The 14,728-nt window shown below is 70.0% G+C and carries 16 protein-coding genes and 1 pseudogene; 10 read left to right on the top strand and 7 right to left on the bottom strand.

Features of this window, described 5'->3' with window-relative positions:
- The first annotated feature begins 86 nt into the window (after positions 1 to 86).
- A complete protein-coding gene (locus ACIQU6_RS39880; protein ID WP_403486752.1) occupies positions 87 to 638 on the top strand; it encodes a SigE family RNA polymerase sigma factor in 552 nt (183 codons plus the stop codon).
- Between the two features lie 16 nt (positions 639 to 654).
- Here ACIQU6_RS39880 and ACIQU6_RS39875 read toward each other — a convergent pair whose 3' ends face one another.
- On the bottom strand, positions 655 to 1,335 hold the full coding sequence (locus ACIQU6_RS39875) for a two-component system response regulator (RefSeq protein ID WP_403486750.1): 681 nt from the start codon (positions 1,333 to 1,335) through the stop codon (positions 655 to 657).
- Entirely contained in the window at positions 1,332 to 5,588 is a 4,257-nt protein-coding gene (locus ACIQU6_RS39870; RefSeq protein WP_403486748.1) for a HAMP domain-containing protein, read from the bottom strand. The genes ACIQU6_RS39875 and ACIQU6_RS39870 overlap by 4 nt, the downstream gene beginning before the upstream one ends.
- Positions 5,589 to 5,811: 223 nt before the next feature.
- Between ACIQU6_RS39870 and ACIQU6_RS39865 the strand changes: the two genes are divergently transcribed.
- From ACIQU6_RS39865 to ACIQU6_RS39855, 3 genes and pseudogenes are all read left to right on the top strand, one after another.
- Positions 5,812 to 7,650 carry a SpoIIE family protein phosphatase gene (locus ACIQU6_RS39865; protein WP_403486746.1) on the top strand — a complete coding sequence of 613 codons (1,839 nt, stop codon included), beginning with the start codon at positions 5,812 to 5,814 and terminating at the stop codon, positions 7,648 to 7,650.
- Positions 7,651 to 7,795: 145 nt separating this feature from the next.
- Positions 7,796 to 8,014: a hypothetical protein gene (locus ACIQU6_RS39860; RefSeq protein WP_403486744.1), complete on the top strand. Its 219-nt coding sequence runs from the start codon at positions 7,796 to 7,798 to the stop codon at positions 8,012 to 8,014.
- 299 nt (positions 8,015 to 8,313) lie between these two features.
- Positions 8,314 to 8,541, top strand: a pseudogene (locus ACIQU6_RS39855) (fatty acid--CoA ligase); the annotation flags it as partial.
- Positions 8,542 to 8,725: 184 nt separating this feature from the next.
- Here ACIQU6_RS39855 and ACIQU6_RS39850 read toward each other — a convergent pair.
- Positions 8,726 to 8,914: a DUF397 domain-containing protein gene (locus tag ACIQU6_RS39850; RefSeq protein ID WP_403486742.1), complete on the bottom strand. Its 189-nt coding sequence runs from the start codon at positions 8,912 to 8,914 to the stop codon at positions 8,726 to 8,728.
- Complete coding sequence (locus ACIQU6_RS39845) at positions 8,911 to 9,747, bottom strand: helix-turn-helix domain-containing protein (protein ID WP_403486740.1); 837 nt, start codon at positions 9,745 to 9,747, stop codon at positions 8,911 to 8,913. The genes ACIQU6_RS39850 and ACIQU6_RS39845 overlap by 4 nt, the downstream gene beginning before the upstream one ends.
- A gap of 114 nt (positions 9,748 to 9,861) precedes the next feature.
- Here ACIQU6_RS39845 and ACIQU6_RS39840 point away from each other — a divergent pair, with 114 nt between their 5' ends.
- From ACIQU6_RS39840 to ACIQU6_RS39815, 6 genes are all read left to right on the top strand, one after another.
- Complete coding sequence (locus tag ACIQU6_RS39840; protein WP_403486738.1) at positions 9,862 to 10,077, top strand: hypothetical protein; 216 nt, start codon at positions 9,862 to 9,864, stop codon at positions 10,075 to 10,077.
- Positions 10,078 to 10,515: 438 nt separating this feature from the next.
- A complete protein-coding gene (locus ACIQU6_RS39835) occupies positions 10,516 to 10,680 on the top strand; it encodes a hypothetical protein (RefSeq protein WP_403486736.1) in 165 nt (54 codons plus the stop codon).
- A gap of 106 nt (positions 10,681 to 10,786) precedes the next feature.
- Positions 10,787 to 11,053 (top strand): hypothetical protein, encoded by a 267-nt coding sequence (locus ACIQU6_RS39830; protein ID WP_403486734.1) that lies wholly within the window; start codon positions 10,787 to 10,789, stop codon positions 11,051 to 11,053.
- Positions 11,054 to 11,219: 166 nt separating this feature from the next.
- Positions 11,220 to 11,381 carry a hypothetical protein gene (locus ACIQU6_RS39825; RefSeq protein WP_403486732.1) on the top strand — a complete coding sequence of 54 codons (162 nt, stop codon included), beginning with the start codon at positions 11,220 to 11,222 and terminating at the stop codon, positions 11,379 to 11,381.
- A 178-nt stretch (positions 11,382 to 11,559) separates the two neighbouring features.
- Positions 11,560 to 13,014: an asparagine synthase-related protein gene (locus ACIQU6_RS39820; protein ID WP_403486731.1), complete on the top strand. Its 1,455-nt coding sequence runs from the start codon at positions 11,560 to 11,562 to the stop codon at positions 13,012 to 13,014.
- 36 nt (positions 13,015 to 13,050) lie between these two features.
- A complete protein-coding gene (locus tag ACIQU6_RS39815) occupies positions 13,051 to 13,569 on the top strand; it encodes a GNAT family N-acetyltransferase (protein WP_403486790.1) in 519 nt (172 codons plus the stop codon).
- Positions 13,570 to 13,696: 127 nt separating this feature from the next.
- On the opposite strand, the gene ACIQU6_RS39810 is transcribed toward ACIQU6_RS39815, so the two are convergent.
- The 3 genes from ACIQU6_RS39810 to ACIQU6_RS39800 form a co-directional block, all read right to left on the bottom strand.
- Complete coding sequence (locus ACIQU6_RS39810) at positions 13,697 to 13,954, bottom strand: hypothetical protein (protein WP_403486729.1); 258 nt, start codon at positions 13,952 to 13,954, stop codon at positions 13,697 to 13,699.
- Positions 13,951 to 14,217: a hypothetical protein gene (locus tag ACIQU6_RS39805; protein WP_403486727.1), complete on the bottom strand. Its 267-nt coding sequence runs from the start codon at positions 14,215 to 14,217 to the stop codon at positions 13,951 to 13,953. The genes ACIQU6_RS39810 and ACIQU6_RS39805 overlap by 4 nt, the downstream gene beginning before the upstream one ends.
- A 7-nt stretch (positions 14,218 to 14,224) precedes the next feature.
- On the bottom strand, positions 14,225 to 14,728 hold a 504-nt coding region (locus ACIQU6_RS39800), incomplete at its 5' end, for a LysM peptidoglycan-binding domain-containing protein (RefSeq protein ID WP_403486725.1).

Genomic DNA, 14,728 nt, shown 5'->3' with positions numbered 1-14,728 from the left:
ACCCCGCCCGTACAACTTGAGGCGGACGGCGCTTCGGCACCCTGGGCCGACGCCCCCGCCCCTCCCCCACTCCTAGCGTGGAGCACATGACCACGTCTGTGTGCACAAGCGCCTCGACGCCCGCGACGTTCCCGTCGTTCGCGTCCTACGTACGGGCCCGGGGGCCGGTTCTGCTGCGCGCCGCGCGGTCCCTGTCCTCCAACCCGAACGACGCCGAGGACCTCCTCCAGACCGCGCTCACCAAGACCTATGTGGCCTGGGAGCGCATCGAGGACCACCGCGCGCTGGACGGCTATGTGCGCCGCGCGCTGATCAATACCCGCACCTCGCAGTGGCGCAAGCGCAAGGTCGAGGAGTTCGCCTGCGACGAGCTGCCCGAACCGGACCCGATACCGGCGCCGGACCCGGCCGAACTCCAGGGCCTGCGCGACGCGATGTGGCGCGCGATCATGCGGCTGCCGGCGCGGCAGCGGGCGATGGTCGTCCTGCGGTACTACGAGGACCTCAGCGAGGCCCAGACCGCCGAGGTCATGGAGGTCTCGGTCGGCACGGTCAAGAGCGCGGTCTCCCGCGCCCTGGCCAAGCTCCGGGAGGACCCGGAGCTGGCGGTGCTGGGCCTGAGCCCGGCCGCGGCCTGACGGGGTCGCCCTCCGGTCAGGCCCCCCGCCCCACCATCAGCCGCTCCACCGCCTTCTCCAGGGCCGCGATGCGGTCGGCGAGGCCGGCGGACTCGGCGCCGCGGGCGTCCCGGAGCAGGAGCTCGATCTGGGCCAGGCGGCTGGCGATGTCGGCGAGGGAGGCGTCGTCACCGGCGGGCGGCGCCGGTGCGGGCTCGGGGGGACGCGGGGCGGCGCCGGGTCCGGCGGCGGTGGTCGGGGCCTCCGGTGCGCCGGTCAGCAGGCGTTTCAACTGGGTGGCCTGGGCGGCCAGTTGGTGGTTCTTGCGGTAGAGGTCGAGGAAGACGTTGACCTTGGTGCGCAGCAGCCAGGGGTCGAAGGGCTTGATGAGGAAGTCGGCGGCGCCGACGGTGTAGCCGCGGTAGGCGTAGTCGGGGTCCACGGAGGCGCCGGTGAGCAGGATGACCGGGACGTCCTTCGTCTGGTCCAGGCCCTTGATGTTGGCCGCGGTCTCGAAACCGCTCATGCCGGGCATCAGGACGTCGATGAGGACGACCGCGAACTCCTCGCGGAGCATGGCCTTGAGGGCCTCCTCGCCGGAGCGGGCGCGGACCACCTTGGTGGCGAGGGAGCCCAGGACCGCTTCGAGGGCGACGAGGTTCTCCTCCATGTCGTCGACGATGAGGATGGGTGCGGTGTCGGGTGGGGACAGTGTCATGACGGTGGCCCCTCCGTTTCCTCGTCGGTGGTGTCGGGCGGGCCGGCGGCCGGTGGCGGGGCCTTTGGGGTCGGCCGGGTCCGGAGGGGGTCCAGGAGCCGGGAGACGACCGACAACAGGCGGTCCACGTCGACCGGTTTGGGGATGTAGTCGTCGGCGCCGCTCTCGATGGCCTTCTCGCGGTCGCCGGGCATCGCCTTGGCGGTGAGCGCGATGATCGGGAGGTCGGCGAAGCGGGGGGTGCGGCGGATGGCCCGGATCATCTCGTAGCCGTCCATCTCCGGCATCATGATGTCCATCAGCACCAGCGAGACGTCGGGCGCGCGGTCCAGGACCTCCAGGCCCTCGCGGCCGTTCTCGGCGTACTTGACGTGGATGCCGACCCGGCCGAGGACGTGGGTCAGCGCGAAGACGTTGCGGATGTCGTCGTCGACGATCAGGAGGCGGCGGCCGGCCAGGAGGCGGCCGGCGGGACCGCTCAGCCAGTCCTTGAGCCGGGTGGCCTCGGGCCAGGTGACGTCGCCGCCCTCGGTGGAGCGGAGCGCGGTGCGGGGGGCGAGGCTCTCCTGGGCGGGGAAGACGTCGGCGGGTGCGACGACCGGCGGCGCGGGGGCCTGCTCGGGGCTCACCGGGGTGGCGGGCGCGGCCTCGGCGGGGCCGGCACTGTGCGGGGTCGGGACGGGGGCGGCCGAGGGGCCGGTGTAGTGGGCGGGGACGTAGAGGGTGAAGGTGGAGCCGACGTCCACCTGGCTCTCGGCCTTGATGCGCCCGCCGAGCAGCGCGGCCATGTCGCGGCTGATCGACAGGCCCAGCCCGGTGCCGCCGTACTTGCGGTTGGTGGTGCCGTCGGACTGCTGGAACGCCTCGAAGATGCCGTCGAGTTTCTCCGGGGGAATGCCTATTCCGGTGTCCTTGACGGAGAGCGCGAGGACGGTGTCGGCGGTGCGCAGGGACGCCTCCTCGAACTGGCCGCACCGGCTTTCCGGGACGCGTTCGACGCGGAGTTCCACGCCGCCGGTGGAGGTGAACTTCACCGCGTTGGAGAGCAGGTTGCGCAGGATCTGCTGGAGGCGCTGTTCGTCGGAGAAGAGCTCCTTGGGGACGCCCTCGCCGACGTGGACGTCGAAGCCGAGGCCGCGGTCGACGGTGAGCGGGCGGAAGGTGGCCCGCACGTAGTCCAGGAGCTTCTTCAGCGGCAGGGCCTTGGGGTGCACGTCCATCCGGCCGGCCTCGATCTTCGACAGGTCGAGGATGTCGTTGATGAGCTGGAGCAGGTCGGAGCCGGCGCGGTGGATGGTGACCGCGAACTCCACTTCCTGCGGGCTGAGACGGCCGTCGGGGTTGTCGGCGAGCAGCCGCGAGAGCACCAGCAGGGAATTGAGCGGGGTGCGCAGCTCGTGCGACATGTTGGCGAGGAACTCGGATTTGTACTGCGAGGAGGTGGCCAGGAGCGCGGCCTTCTCCTCCAGCTCGGCGTTGGTGAGTTGGAGCTCGTCGGAGCGCTGGCGGAGTTCGACGGTCAGCCGCTGGGATTCCGAGAGCAGCGATTCGGTGCGGGAGTTGGCGATGATGGTGTTGATGGAGACGCCGATGGTGTTGACGAACTGGTCGATGAAGGCCAGGTGCACCTCGCTGAAGCGGCTGAAGGAGGCCAGCTCGATCACGCCGAGGACCTGGTCCTCGAAGAGGATCGGGAAGATGACGACGCTGGCCGGGGCCGCGGCGCCGAGGCCGGAGCTGATGGTGAGGTAGTCGCCGGGCACCGCCTCGACGAGGATGCGCCGCTGCTCCGTGGCGGCCTGGGTGATCAGGCCCCAGGCGGGGGCGCCGCGCCGCATCCGGTTCAGGGCGCCTTGGCCGTCCGGGCGGCCGGTGCCGTAGCCGGCGATCAGCTCCAGGCCCTCGCCCGGTTCGGCGCCCGCCTCGGCCAGGAAGAACGCGCCGAACTGGGCGTTCACCAGCGGGGTGAGCTCGCGCAGGATCAGGTCGGCGACCTCGACCAGGTCGCGGTGGCCCTGCATCAGGCCGGCGATCCGGGTGAGGTTGGACTCCAGCCAGTCCTTGGCGCGGGTGGTCTCGCGGAGGTTGGCGACCATGAGGTTGATGTTGTTCTTCAGGGCGGCGACCTCGCCGCGGGCGTCCACGGTGATCGAGCCGGACATGTCGCCCTGGGTGACCGCGCTGGTCACCTCGGCGATCGCGCGCACCTGGGTGGTGAGGTTGAGGGCCAGCTCGTTGACGCTGGTGGTGAGCTGCTTCCAGGTGCCGTAGACGCCCTCGACCCGGGCCTGGCCGCCGAGTTGGCCCTCGCTGCCGACCTCGCGGGCCACCCGGGTCACCTCGGAGGCGAACGAGGAGAGGGTGTCGACCATGGTGTTGATGGTGGTCTTGAGTTCCAGGATCTCGCCGCGGGCATCGACGTCGATCTTCTTGGAGAGGTCGCCGCGCGCCACCGACGTCGCCACCTCGGCGATGTTGCGGACCTGCGACGTGAGGTTGTCCGCCATGGAGTTGACGTTGTCGGTGAGGTTCTTCCAGACCCCCAGGACGCCGTGCACCTGGGCGCGTCCGCCGAGCCGGCCCTCGGTGCCGACCTCGCGGGCGACCCGGGTGACCTCGTCGGCGAACGCCCGCAACTGCCCCACCATGGTGTTGACGGTGTCCTTGAGCTCCAGGATCTCGCCGCGGGCGTCCACGTCGATCTTCTTGGTGAGGTCGCCGTTGGCGACCGCGGTGGTGACCTGGGCGATGTTGCGGACCTGCGAAGTGAGGTTCAGCGCCATGGAGTTGACGTTGTCGGTGAGCTCCTTCCAGACCCCCGAGACGCCCCGGACCTGTGCCTGACCGCCGAGGTTGCCCTCGGTGCCGACCTCGCGGGCGACGCGGGTGACCTCGTCGGCGAAGGCGGAGAGCTGGTCGACCATGGTGTTGATGGTCGACTTGAGTTCGAGGATCTCGCCCTTGGCCTCGACGGTGATCTTCTTGCCGAGGTCGCCCTCGGCGACCGCGCTGGACACCTGGGCGATGTTGCGGACCTGCGTGGTGAGGTTGTCCGCCATGAAGTTGACGCTCTCGGTGAGGTCCTTCCAGACGCCGGAGACGCCGCGTACCTGGGCGCGTCCGCCGAGCTGCCCCTCGGTGCCGACCTCGCGGGCGACGCGGGTGACCTCGTCGGCGAAGGCGGAGAGCTGGTCGACCATGGTGTTGATGGTCGACTTGAGTTCGAGGATCTCGCCGCGGGCGTCCACGGTGATCTTCTGGCTGAGGTCGCCGTTGGCGACGGCGGTGGTGACCTGGGCGATGTTGCGGACCTGCCAGGTCAGGTTGGACGCCATGGAGTTGACGTTGTCGGTGAGGTCCTTCCAGACGCCGGAGACGCCGCGTACCTGGGCGCGTCCGCCGAGCCGGCCCTCGGTGCCGACCTCGCGGGCGACGCGGGTGACCTCGTCGGCGAAGGCGGAGAGCTGGTCGACCATGGTGTTCACGGTGAGCTTCAGCTCCAGCAGCTCGCCGGTGGCCTCGACCGTCACCTGCTGGGTGAGGTCGCCGCGGGCCACCGCCGTGGTCACCACCGCGATGTCCCGGACCTGCGCGGTCAGCCGGGACGCCATGGTGTTGACCGCCTCGGTCACGTGCAGCCAGTCGCCGGAGAGGCCCTGGACCTTGGCGCGTCCGCCGAGCCGGCCCTCGATGCCGACCTCGCGGGAGACCCGGGTGAGCTCGCCGGTGAACAGCGAGAGCCGGTCGACCACGCGGTTGACGCAGCTTCCCAGGCGGCGCAGGTCACCGCGGAGCTGGCGGCTGCCGTCGTGCAGATCGACGTGCCGGGTCAGATCGCCGTCCGCGATCGAGTCCAGCACCCGGGTGGCCTTGGCGACCGGGGTGACCAGTGCCTCCAGGACGGCGTTGGCGGCCTCGACGTTGGTGGTCCAGCCGCCCTGCCCGGGACTGGCGCGCAGCCGCTCGTCCAGCCGGCCCTCGCGGACGACCTCGCGGCGCAGGCGCTGGAGTTCGGCGGAGAGGTGGGCGTTGCGGGCGACGATCTGGGCGAAGACATCGGTCATGTCGGCCAGTACGCCGTCGACCGGGGCGCCGTCCTCGGGGCGGCCGACGCGGGCGGTGAAGTCGCCGTCGCGCAGGGCGTTCAGGGCGGCGAGGAGGGGGCGCAGCTCGCTGGTGCGCACCCACTGGCCGTCGTGGCGGGGGTCCGGGGGTGACGCCGCGGACTCGGGCCGGGTCGGGTCGGGCGCCATGGCACACCATCCCCCCAGTGATCGAGACCGAACCCGAACCGAACGTGTGCGGGGCCGTCCGGCCGCCGCGGAGCCGTCGGGCTCGTCCCGGAGCGGCCCGGAGGCGTCCGGAGGCGGTCCGGAGGGGTCCCGGAGTCGGTCCGGAACTGATCCAATTGGGCAGATATGTCATAGTATAAAGCGGCCGTAATGAGTTGCTTTTCCGGGCGCATCAGGGGGCGCCGTGACCTCGCTATCGCCGCGGACGACGGCCCCGCAGGAGGCCGCAACGGTGTCCCGCACCGGGCTGCCGGCGAACCAGCTTGCCGCCTCCGCGGCCCGCCGCTTCGTGCGCACCCTGCTGACCGAGCGGGCGGCCGCCCCCGGCGCCGCCGCGATCAGTTCGGACCTCATCGACCAGGCCGTCCTCCTCGTCAGCGAACTCGTCACCAACGCCGTGATGTACGCGGGCACCGAGATCGACGTGACCTGCCGGCTGACCTACGGGCGCGGGCCGGCCGCGGCCGGCGGTGCGGGGCCGGCCACCGTCGCGGTCGTCGTGGAGGTCGCCGACCGGCACCCCTCGCGGACCGTGCGCGGCGGGGTGGACGCCCGCGGCGGCGTCCCCGGCTACGGCCTCCAGCTCGTCGGCGCGCTCGCCGAGTCCTGGGGCGTGACCTACCGCAGGTCCACCAAGACGGTCTGGTTCCGGCTGACCGCCACGGAGGGCCGGTCGGCGGCCGCGCCGGCCGGACCCGACCGGCGGGGCGCCGGCGCTACCGCCACGACCCGGGCCCGGGCGCCGCGGCGCCCGGGTGTGGCCGCCGAGTGGGTCGACCGCGGCGGCCCCTCGTTCCTCGCCGAGACCAGCGAACTCCTCGCCGGCCAGCTCGACCAGGACATGGTCACCGCGCTCGCCGCCCAACTGCTGGTGCCCCGGCTCGCCGACTGGTGCGCGATCTGGCTGAGCACCGAGGGCGGCGGCATGCAGCTCTCCCGGGTGTGGCACGTCGACGAGCGGCGGATCGGGCCGCTCCGCGTCGACTTGGAGCGCGAGCCGCCCATCGACGTCGTCCGGGTCGGCGGCATCCCCTGGACCTGGCCGGAAGGCGCCGGCGCGTCCAGGGAGGGCGGGTCGGCGCTGGCCTTCCCCCTGGTGGCCCGGGGCGAACAACTGGGCGTCCTGCTGCTGGGCCGGGCGGGCCGGCTCCAGATGACCGACACCGTCGCGCGCATGGTGGAGGACGCCGCCCGGCGGATCGCCCAGGCCGTGCACACCGCCCGCCAGTACACCCGGCAGACCACCATCAGCCTGGCCCTCCAGCGCCGCCAACTGCCCGCCACACTGGCCAGCATCCCCGGCGTCGACACCGCGATCGTCTACGAGCCGCACGGCCAGGGGCAGACCGTCGGCGGCGACTTCTACGACGTCTTCCCGATGGGCCGGAGCCGCTGGTGCTTCCTGTTGGGCGACGTCCAGGGCAAGGACCCCGAGGCGATGTCGGTGACCGGGCTGGCCCGCCACCTGGTGCGCCTGCTGGCCCGTGAGGGCCACGGCGTCGAATCGGTCCTCGGGCGGCTGAATCTGGCCATGGCGGAGGAGGGCGCCGAGGCGGTGGAACTCGGCGGGGAACAGGCCAGTTCGCGCTTCTTGAGCCTGCTCTACGGGGAGTTGACCGTCGATCCCGGCCGCCCCGGGGCCCGTTGCACCGTCGCCAGCGCCGGTCACCCGCCGCCGCTGCACCTGTTCACCGACGGCACCGTGGAGCCGGCCGCCGACCCGCAGATGCTGCTGGGCATCGACGAGGGCGCCGAGTTCCGCGCCAGCACCTTCCCGCTGGCGCCCGGCGAGACGCTGCTGTGCGTCACCGACGGGGTCACCGAACGCCGGTGCGGCAACTGGCAGTTGGACGACAACGACGGCCTGGCGGGGGTGTTGCGGGACGGCCTCGGCCTGGGTGCCAAGGCGCTCGCCGAACACGTCCGCCGGGCCGCCCACGACTTCGGCACCGGACCGGTCGAGGACGACCTCTCGGTCCTGGTCCTCCAGGCGGTGACGCCGAAGCCGGGCACGGCGGGGTAGCCCGGGCGCCGGACCGCCGTCGGCCCGCGGAAGGCGGTCGGCTGTTTGGCTGAAGCGCCCGTGTGTGCGGCATGGAAGATGGCAGGAGGAGCCGTGGTCAGGGCAGGTTGCGGTAGATCACCGATCGCGAATCCAAGGAGGAGTCATGCGCGTTCGTGACGTTGTTGCCGCAGCGGCCATCGCCGGTGCCGTCGTTCTCGGCGTCGTCGGTCCGGCCAGTGCCTTCGACGGTAGGGACGGAGGCGCCGGCCAGGCCGCGGAGCGGAGCGTTCCGGGCTCGGCGGACGACGGGGTGGAGGTGAATGTTCCGGGCTTCGGCCCCATGCACGGGACCATCACCCAAGAGGTGGACAGCGAGGGCTAGTTGTCGGGTGGGCGGAGCGGTGTGGCCGGGGCCGGCAGGGCCGGCGGAGCAGAGGTCTGGCCCCCGGCCATGCCGTTCGGCCTCCTTGAGGACGGCGACGACGTGCGGGCGCGGCGGGGCCCGTGCCGGGTAGGGCGGCGTGCCGCCGGGCCTCCCCGAGGGGGAAACGGACGTGCGCGGGTTCCCGGCCGAATCCGGCCCCCGGGGGAAAGAACACGCCATGGAGGCGTGACATACCGCCTGGTACGCATCGAGAATCGCAGCACCACTACCCGCCCGTAACAAAGCGGAGGCACCCGGTGCTCAGCACGATGCAGGACGTACCGCTCACCGTCTCGCGAATCCTCACCCATGGGTCAACGGTCCACGGAGACGCGCAGGTCATCACGTGGACCGGCGAGGCGGAGCCGCACCGCCGCACCTTCGCCGAGATCGGCCGCCGGGCCGCGCAGTTGGCGCACGCGCTGCGCGACGAGCTCGACGTGGCCCCCGAGGAGCGGGTCGGCACGCTCATGTGCAGCAGTGCAGGTAAAACACTCGGCCTCTGACCTGGGGAAACGCGACAAGACGCCCCCGTCGGGAGGCAACCGGCGGGGGCACCGGTGTGTGGTGGTCAGCCGCCGACGCCCCGGCCGACGTGATGCGGGTAAGCGAAAGCCCCGCCACTCCGGAGAGGTAGGGCGGCGGGGCTCGGCGGGCTGGCGGGGCCCATCAGGCGCAGGACTTAGCGAACTGCACCAGGCCAGCGAACGCCTGCGGGGTCAGGGTGAGGTGGGGGCCGGCGAGGTTCTTGCTGTCCCGGACAGGGACCACGCCGGGGACATTGGCGGCAACCTCCACGCAGTTGCCACCGTTGTCGCTGTAGGAGGACTTGAACCAGCGGGGGGATTCGGTCGTCACGGGGTGCCCTTTCGTACCTCATTGATCATGGCCACCGACGCCGCCTGAGGCAGCGATTCGGCCTGCAACTGATGGTAGGCCGTCAGTAGAGGCAGTACGGCTGCCGTATCTCGCTCTACGTTGCCCCGCAACTGCGATTCCGCGTACGCGATCACAGACAGGTCCGACATCGTTAGTAGATTCATGGGGAGGTTGAACGGACGACGTTCCCCTATCTCGTACGGGGCGACCTGAAGCACGGTGTTCGGCTTCTCAGCGAACTGCACCAAGCGGTCAAGCTGTGCGTTCATGACGTCGGGGCCGCCCACCTGCCTGCGAACGCAGCTCTCGTCCATCACCACTAGCAGCGTGGGAAGGCGCGTCCGCTCTAAGGCTGCCTGCCTCTTTGCCAGGAACGAGACGCGTTCATCTGCCTGTTCGGGTGTGATGGCACCCCGCCGCGCGGCGTTGTCTGCCAGTACCCGCGCGTACTCCGGTGTCTGTAGCAGTCCAGGGATGATGCCGATTTCGTACAGCCGGATCTCTGCCGCCTTGCCCTCGTGCTTGACGTACTCCGGGAAGCCCTCCAGTAAGTTGCCGTGCCTGATCTGCCGGTACTCAAGCTCGAACGAGGCTTCGGTGCCGGTCAAGCGCAGCGCCACATCAACGCCTTTAGAGAAGCGGAGAGTTGGAGGCTTCCGACCATTTTCGACGAACGAAATATGCACACTGGAGTAGTCCATGCGTCCGGCTAGATCCTCTTGGGTCCACCCGCGAGCCTCCCGCAGGCTGCGTAAACGTGCCCCGTAGGCCGCTTCGGGGGATGCGTCCGGGTTCAACTCGTTCTTATTCACGGGCCGGCGCCTTCTTATCTTCCATAGTCGGTGAGTTGAATGATTCCCCGGCTGGGTTCACTCTGAACTTCCCCGGTAGCGGAACCGCTACGGAGAGGCAAGGAGGGTACTCCCATGACCAGTCCTGCCCGCACGCCCTACCAGGTGTGCACCGACGCGGGAGCCGAGTTGGACGCCGCCCTACGGGCGATCGGCATCAACACGGACCCGAGCACCGTGCACGTGACGACGTGGGTGGATGACATGCGTCTTCACCGTGTCGCCCCGCCCCACCTCACCCCGAACCAAACCGCCTTGCTGGCAGAGCAGTTGAAGGCGGGGCAGCCGTGAGCGGTACCACTGACGACCTGAGTAGGAAGAACAAGGAAGTCAACGACCGCACCAAAGGGTTGGACAGCGGGAAGAACGCCGGCCGGAAGTGATGGCCGTGGGTGACTACTACCGCGATCAAATGCGGGCGCAGGAAGACCCGGTGACGCTGGGCGAACTCGCTGGATTGAACCCGGCTCCCATCTCTGGGTGCGCCAAGTGCCAGTCGTGGAACGAGAAACGGCGCCAGGCGCGGGCCCGCAACGACTACGCTGCGGCGGCTGCGGCCAGCGAGACGATGTGGAAACACCAACTCCGAGGGCGGTGCAGTGGCTAGCCCCCGGCCAGCAGAGCAGCAACAGCGCGGATACGTCGTCCCCGGAGTCACGTTCGTTCCTCGCACTGCTCCGGCACCGCCGTGTCCGTTCCCGTGCCGACTCTGTGCGGAGAGGGGGCGGTATGAGCGACCTGAACCACGAGATCACCGGGTGCCCCAAGTGCGACGCTGAGGCACACGAGAAAGCTCAACAGGAACGGGACAGCAACGGGCCCGGGCCCAAAGTCGGGGCCGTTGTAACGGTGCTCGTCATCGCGATGGTGCTGCTGTACCGGGCCTTCCACTAGACCCCCGTCCCTGCCGGCGAGGCCGAAGAGGTCCCCCACCTGTTCACCATCGGCGGGGCGGGGTTTCACCTGATAGGTGATCCATGCACGGAGGAGGCGACGCCGCGTGACACGGGTCGTACTGGTCACCCCGTCCGCTGAGGATCTGGGGCACGATCACCAGGTGTTCCGGCGGGGGGCACTACAGACGATCTACCTGGTGTCGTGCCCGGCCCGCCCCTGCCGCAGGCTGGTCTACCTGGATGCGCACCAACGCCTAGCCGAGCACCTGCAGTTGAAGACCGGCGAGACCTGCGACCTGTCGGGAGCGCCGCTGATCGACTCGGCGAACCCGCTCGTTCCATCCCATGAGTTCCTGCCCCTTTCGCGGTGACCAGGAAGCATGCGACGTGGCACGTCCGCACGTCGCGTGACCCGCGAGAGGGGTAGGTAGCAAGACCCCGGCCAGTCACTTCACGGACAGCAACGGCCGGCCGGGGGAGCAAGTGCACGGCGGTGCCGGGAAGTTCCCGGTACTGGCAGAAGCTAGGGAGGACAGAGTGCAGGAGTTCATTCCCCCGCCGAAGCGCGCCCGTCGCTTCGAGCGGCTGTTCACGACGAAGGCGCAGCGCCGGCTCCAGTCGCCGGCTGAGACGCACGAGTACAAGAAGAAGTCCGGTTCGTCGGACGGTGCCAAGACGTACGACACCACCGCTGTCTGAGTCAGTCGGTCCCAATGCCCGAGGGGCCGGCGCTGTCGCGCCCCTCGGGCTCACCCGGAGGGAAGGTAACTTGATCAAGTTACGCATTGCCCCGTACGCAAACAGCGCATGGACATGGGACGGCCGCCGGTACGTCACCGCCGACCAGGCGAGCGAGATCACCCCGTACCAGCATCCGATGGTGGAACACGTCGCTGTCACCGACGGCACCCGGACTCTGGTGGTGGTGCGTGAGCGCATCGCGGGCCGCAATACGCATGATCCCGTGCCCCGCACCGTCACCCCGGGCGAGTTCGCCGAAGCGCGCGGCCTGGTGGAGCAGTGGCCTGCGGACTATGTGTTCGTGGAGACCGCCCCGGGCATGCCGTGTCGCGTCACCACGGGCCCCGGAGGTATCGCGCCGCTCTACGTCGCGCACGACCAAACCAGCCTGCACGGTTCGTGGGACATGGCCGACCTCGCCGAACACGCCACTGGTCTCAGTCCCCGTGAAGTCGCGCGGCTGCTGATCTACCGGCCCCGGTACAGCACCGAGACGGTATTCCGCGGCATCCACCGCGTGACCGAACGCGCAACCGCCATCTACGGCGGCCACCTGTACGTGCACTACCCCGAGCCGGTACTGCACAGCGGGCCACGGGAGTTGGACCCCAACGCCGATGTCCTCGGGGCGTTCGTGGACGCGATGGACGACGCCCTCGACCTCCGGCCACTCGACCCCACAACCGTGCTGCACCTGACGGGCGGGTTCGACTCCGGCACCGTGGGAACCCGCCTCGCGGAGCGCTACCCCGACCGGTTCTCGACAGCCACCCTGCTCATTGGTGGCCCGGGGCGCGCCCACCAGATCAGGCGACGCGCGGAGATCCTGAAGACGCTCCCGTTCGCCGAGCCGGATCACGTCGTGGATGCCGTGGAGCACGCGCCGTTGTCACCGGAGTGCGCCCGGGTGCAGGGCGAACTGATCAGCCCGTACGAGGAGCCGTTGCACCGGCCGTTCAGCAAGCTGACGGAAGCGCTGTCCGATGCTGGCGCCCGGGTAGTCGTCACCGGGCTGGGCGGGGACGAGATGGTTGCGTTGTCGCAGGCCGAGTACCCGCACAAGTCCATGGGGGACGTCAGCGACGAATTGCCGTGGATCGGCGCGCGAGCGCGGGCCGCGCTGGAGTACGCCGACGATGGGATTGCACCGCCGGCCACCGCCAACAGCATGACCCTCCTGTCACTGGAGACCACGGCCCCGGTACTGATGCGGTCCGGAATCTGGCCCCTGCACCCGTTCGCCGATCCCGGCATGGTGCAGCTCGGCGAGTGGCTGCCCATGCATTGGCGCGAGTTGAAGCAACTCCAGCGCAAGCGGCTCGCTTCGCTCGGCTTGAGCCCGGACGTTACAGAGTCGAGAGCCCGTGAGTCATTCGCCGAAGTCGTTCAGCACACGCTCACCACGGTCGCTCGCCCGCAGTTCGCCCGGATGCTGCACGACGGATCGCCACTCTTCGAAGAGAAGCTAGTAGACCCTGATGGCCTGCGGGCTGCCGTTCGCCGACTGGCTGACGGCTCCTACTGCGAGGACGGAGACGCACAACTCCTTGAAGTGCTCGATCTCCACTACGCTGCCGCAGCCTTCCTGTAGCCGATCCAACGCGTAAGGAGAGACGACGTGTTCGCAATGCGGCTCGCCACGGCCGACGACATCCCCGCCGTAGAAGGCATGATCCTCGCCCGGTCCGATTGGCTGGAGCGGCGCGGACTTCCGAGCTGGCGGGACAACGCCGCCGAAGTCGCTCGGCAAGCAGAAAACGCCGACAGTGACATGTGGGTCCTCGCTGAAGAGGGCGGCGGACAGATCATCGGGTGCACCACGATCCAGGAACACACCCCGCCATGGGGCTGGACCGAGGAAGAACTGAGCGAGCCGGCGCACTACCTGTATACGTCAGTCACAGACCCCGCGTACCGGGAGAAGAAGCCCGGCACCACCATGGCCCTGTGGGCAGTGGACCGGGCCGCGCAAGAAGGGAAAGCGTGGGTCCGCCGCGGATGCCACTACCCCGAACTGGTCACGTACAACGCCAGGCAGGGATTCGCCTTGCTGCATGAGGTGCAGCGCACGCACACAAAGGTCTATCTGATGGGCCGCCGAGCCGAGCGCATCACCGACCTGGACGAGAGGTTCCGGGCGCTGTAGCTGGTGGCGCACCGATCCCTCGTGTCTTCTCGCCCGCCACACCCGGTCGGGCCTCTACCCGTTCACCTGAAACGCCAAGAGTGGCCCGCCCCGACGCGTCGGGGCGGGCCATTTGATGTGGGAAGGGCTACCGGGCGGCGGTGGCTTGCCAGACGGTCAGGCACAGACCAACGACGCCGACCAGGGCGGCGATGCTAGGCAAGGGCCAGCGGCGGCGTTCGATGGCGTCGAGGCGCTGTTCGTGGTCTGCGAGTTGCCGGTCGGTCTGGTCGCTGCGCTGGACGAGTAGGGCGAGAGAGCCGTCGACGCGGGCGAATCCCTTGTCGACGGCGCCTCGGAGTCGTTCCAGTTCGAGGGCGACGTCGCCGGGGTCGCGGTCGGTCACGCGCCGCCCCCGCCGTCCTTGCGGGCGAGGGCGCGCAGCTCGACGTCGGCCGGCAGATCGGCGCGCAGCCAGCCGGGGAGTAGCGCCTGCACGCCGGGCAGGGCCATGACGCGGGCGAGTCCGCCCGCGACGGCGAGGGAGCCGGCGACCCACGGCAGGGACGCGGGGATACCCGACGCGTCGACGATGGCGGGGAGTAGTACGGCGAGGGCGACGGTGGTCTGCACGATGGTGCGGATGGTGCGGCGGTTGGCGTCGGTCATGGGGTCCTCACTTCACGATCTTGAGTGTCTGGCCGGCGTAGATCCGGTCGGGGTTGGCGATGTGGTTCGCGGTGGCGAGCTTGGCGACGGTCGTCCCGTAGCGGGCCGCGATGCCGGAGAGGGTGTCGCCGGAGCGCACGGTGTAGGTGGCGGCCGGCGGCGGTGTGGGGCGGTTCGGCGGTGCCGCGGTGCCGCTTGCCCATGCGCGCAGCGCGGCCCGGTCGGGGAAGGCGCCGACGTTGGTGTCGATGGGGCGGTCGGTGTGCTGGTGGAACAGCCACGGTGCCTTGATGCGGGGGCGGCCGGCGGTGACGTAGTCGGCGATCCATAGGCCGTCGCCGGCGTAGGAGGTGGTATCGCGGTTGAGCCAGAAGTCGCGGTTCACGTACAGAATCACGCGGTGGGCGGGGCGGAGACGCTTCACCGCACGTATGAACGCGTCCTTCTCCGCGCACGATGCGCGGGTGCCGGACCCGGTGGTTTCCCAGTCAACGGCGAGGACGTCACCGGC

Source organism: Streptomyces sp. NPDC090442 (assembly GCF_044769405.1).
In the GTDB taxonomy this organism is placed as follows: Bacteria; Actinomycetota; Actinomycetes; order Streptomycetales; family Streptomycetaceae; genus Streptomyces.
Note: the sequence above shows the minus strand (reverse complement) of the source record. Positions and strands in the feature narration are given on the sequence as shown.

Excerpts from the sequence above, each read along its gene's own strand:
- ACIQU6_RS39835 (WP_403486736.1), top strand. The coding sequence starts at position 10,516 with ATGAGCGACCTGAACCACGAGATCACCGGGTGCCCCAAGTGCGACGCT.
- ACIQU6_RS39805 (WP_403486727.1), bottom strand. The coding sequence starts at position 14,217 with ATGACCGACGCCAACCGCCGCACCATCCGCACCATCGTGCAGACCACC.
- ACIQU6_RS39820 (WP_403486731.1), top strand. The coding sequence starts at position 11,560 with ATGGTGGAACACGTCGCTGTCACCGACGGCACCCGGACTCTGGTGGTG.
- ACIQU6_RS39840 (WP_403486738.1), top strand. The coding sequence starts at position 9,862 with ATGACCAGTCCTGCCCGCACGCCCTACCAGGTGTGCACCGACGCGGGA.
- ACIQU6_RS39870 (WP_403486748.1), bottom strand. The coding sequence starts at position 5,588 with ATGGCGCCCGACCCGACCCGGCCCGAGTCCGCGGCGTCACCCCCGGAC.
- ACIQU6_RS39815 (WP_403486790.1), top strand. The coding sequence starts at position 13,051 with ATGCGGCTCGCCACGGCCGACGACATCCCCGCCGTAGAAGGCATGATC.
- ACIQU6_RS39875 (WP_403486750.1), bottom strand. The coding sequence starts at position 1,335 with ATGACACTGTCCCCACCCGACACCGCACCCATCCTCATCGTCGACGAC.
- ACIQU6_RS39860 (WP_403486744.1), top strand. The coding sequence starts at position 7,796 with ATGCGCGTTCGTGACGTTGTTGCCGCAGCGGCCATCGCCGGTGCCGTC.
- ACIQU6_RS39880 (WP_403486752.1), top strand. The coding sequence starts at position 87 with ATGACCACGTCTGTGTGCACAAGCGCCTCGACGCCCGCGACGTTCCCG.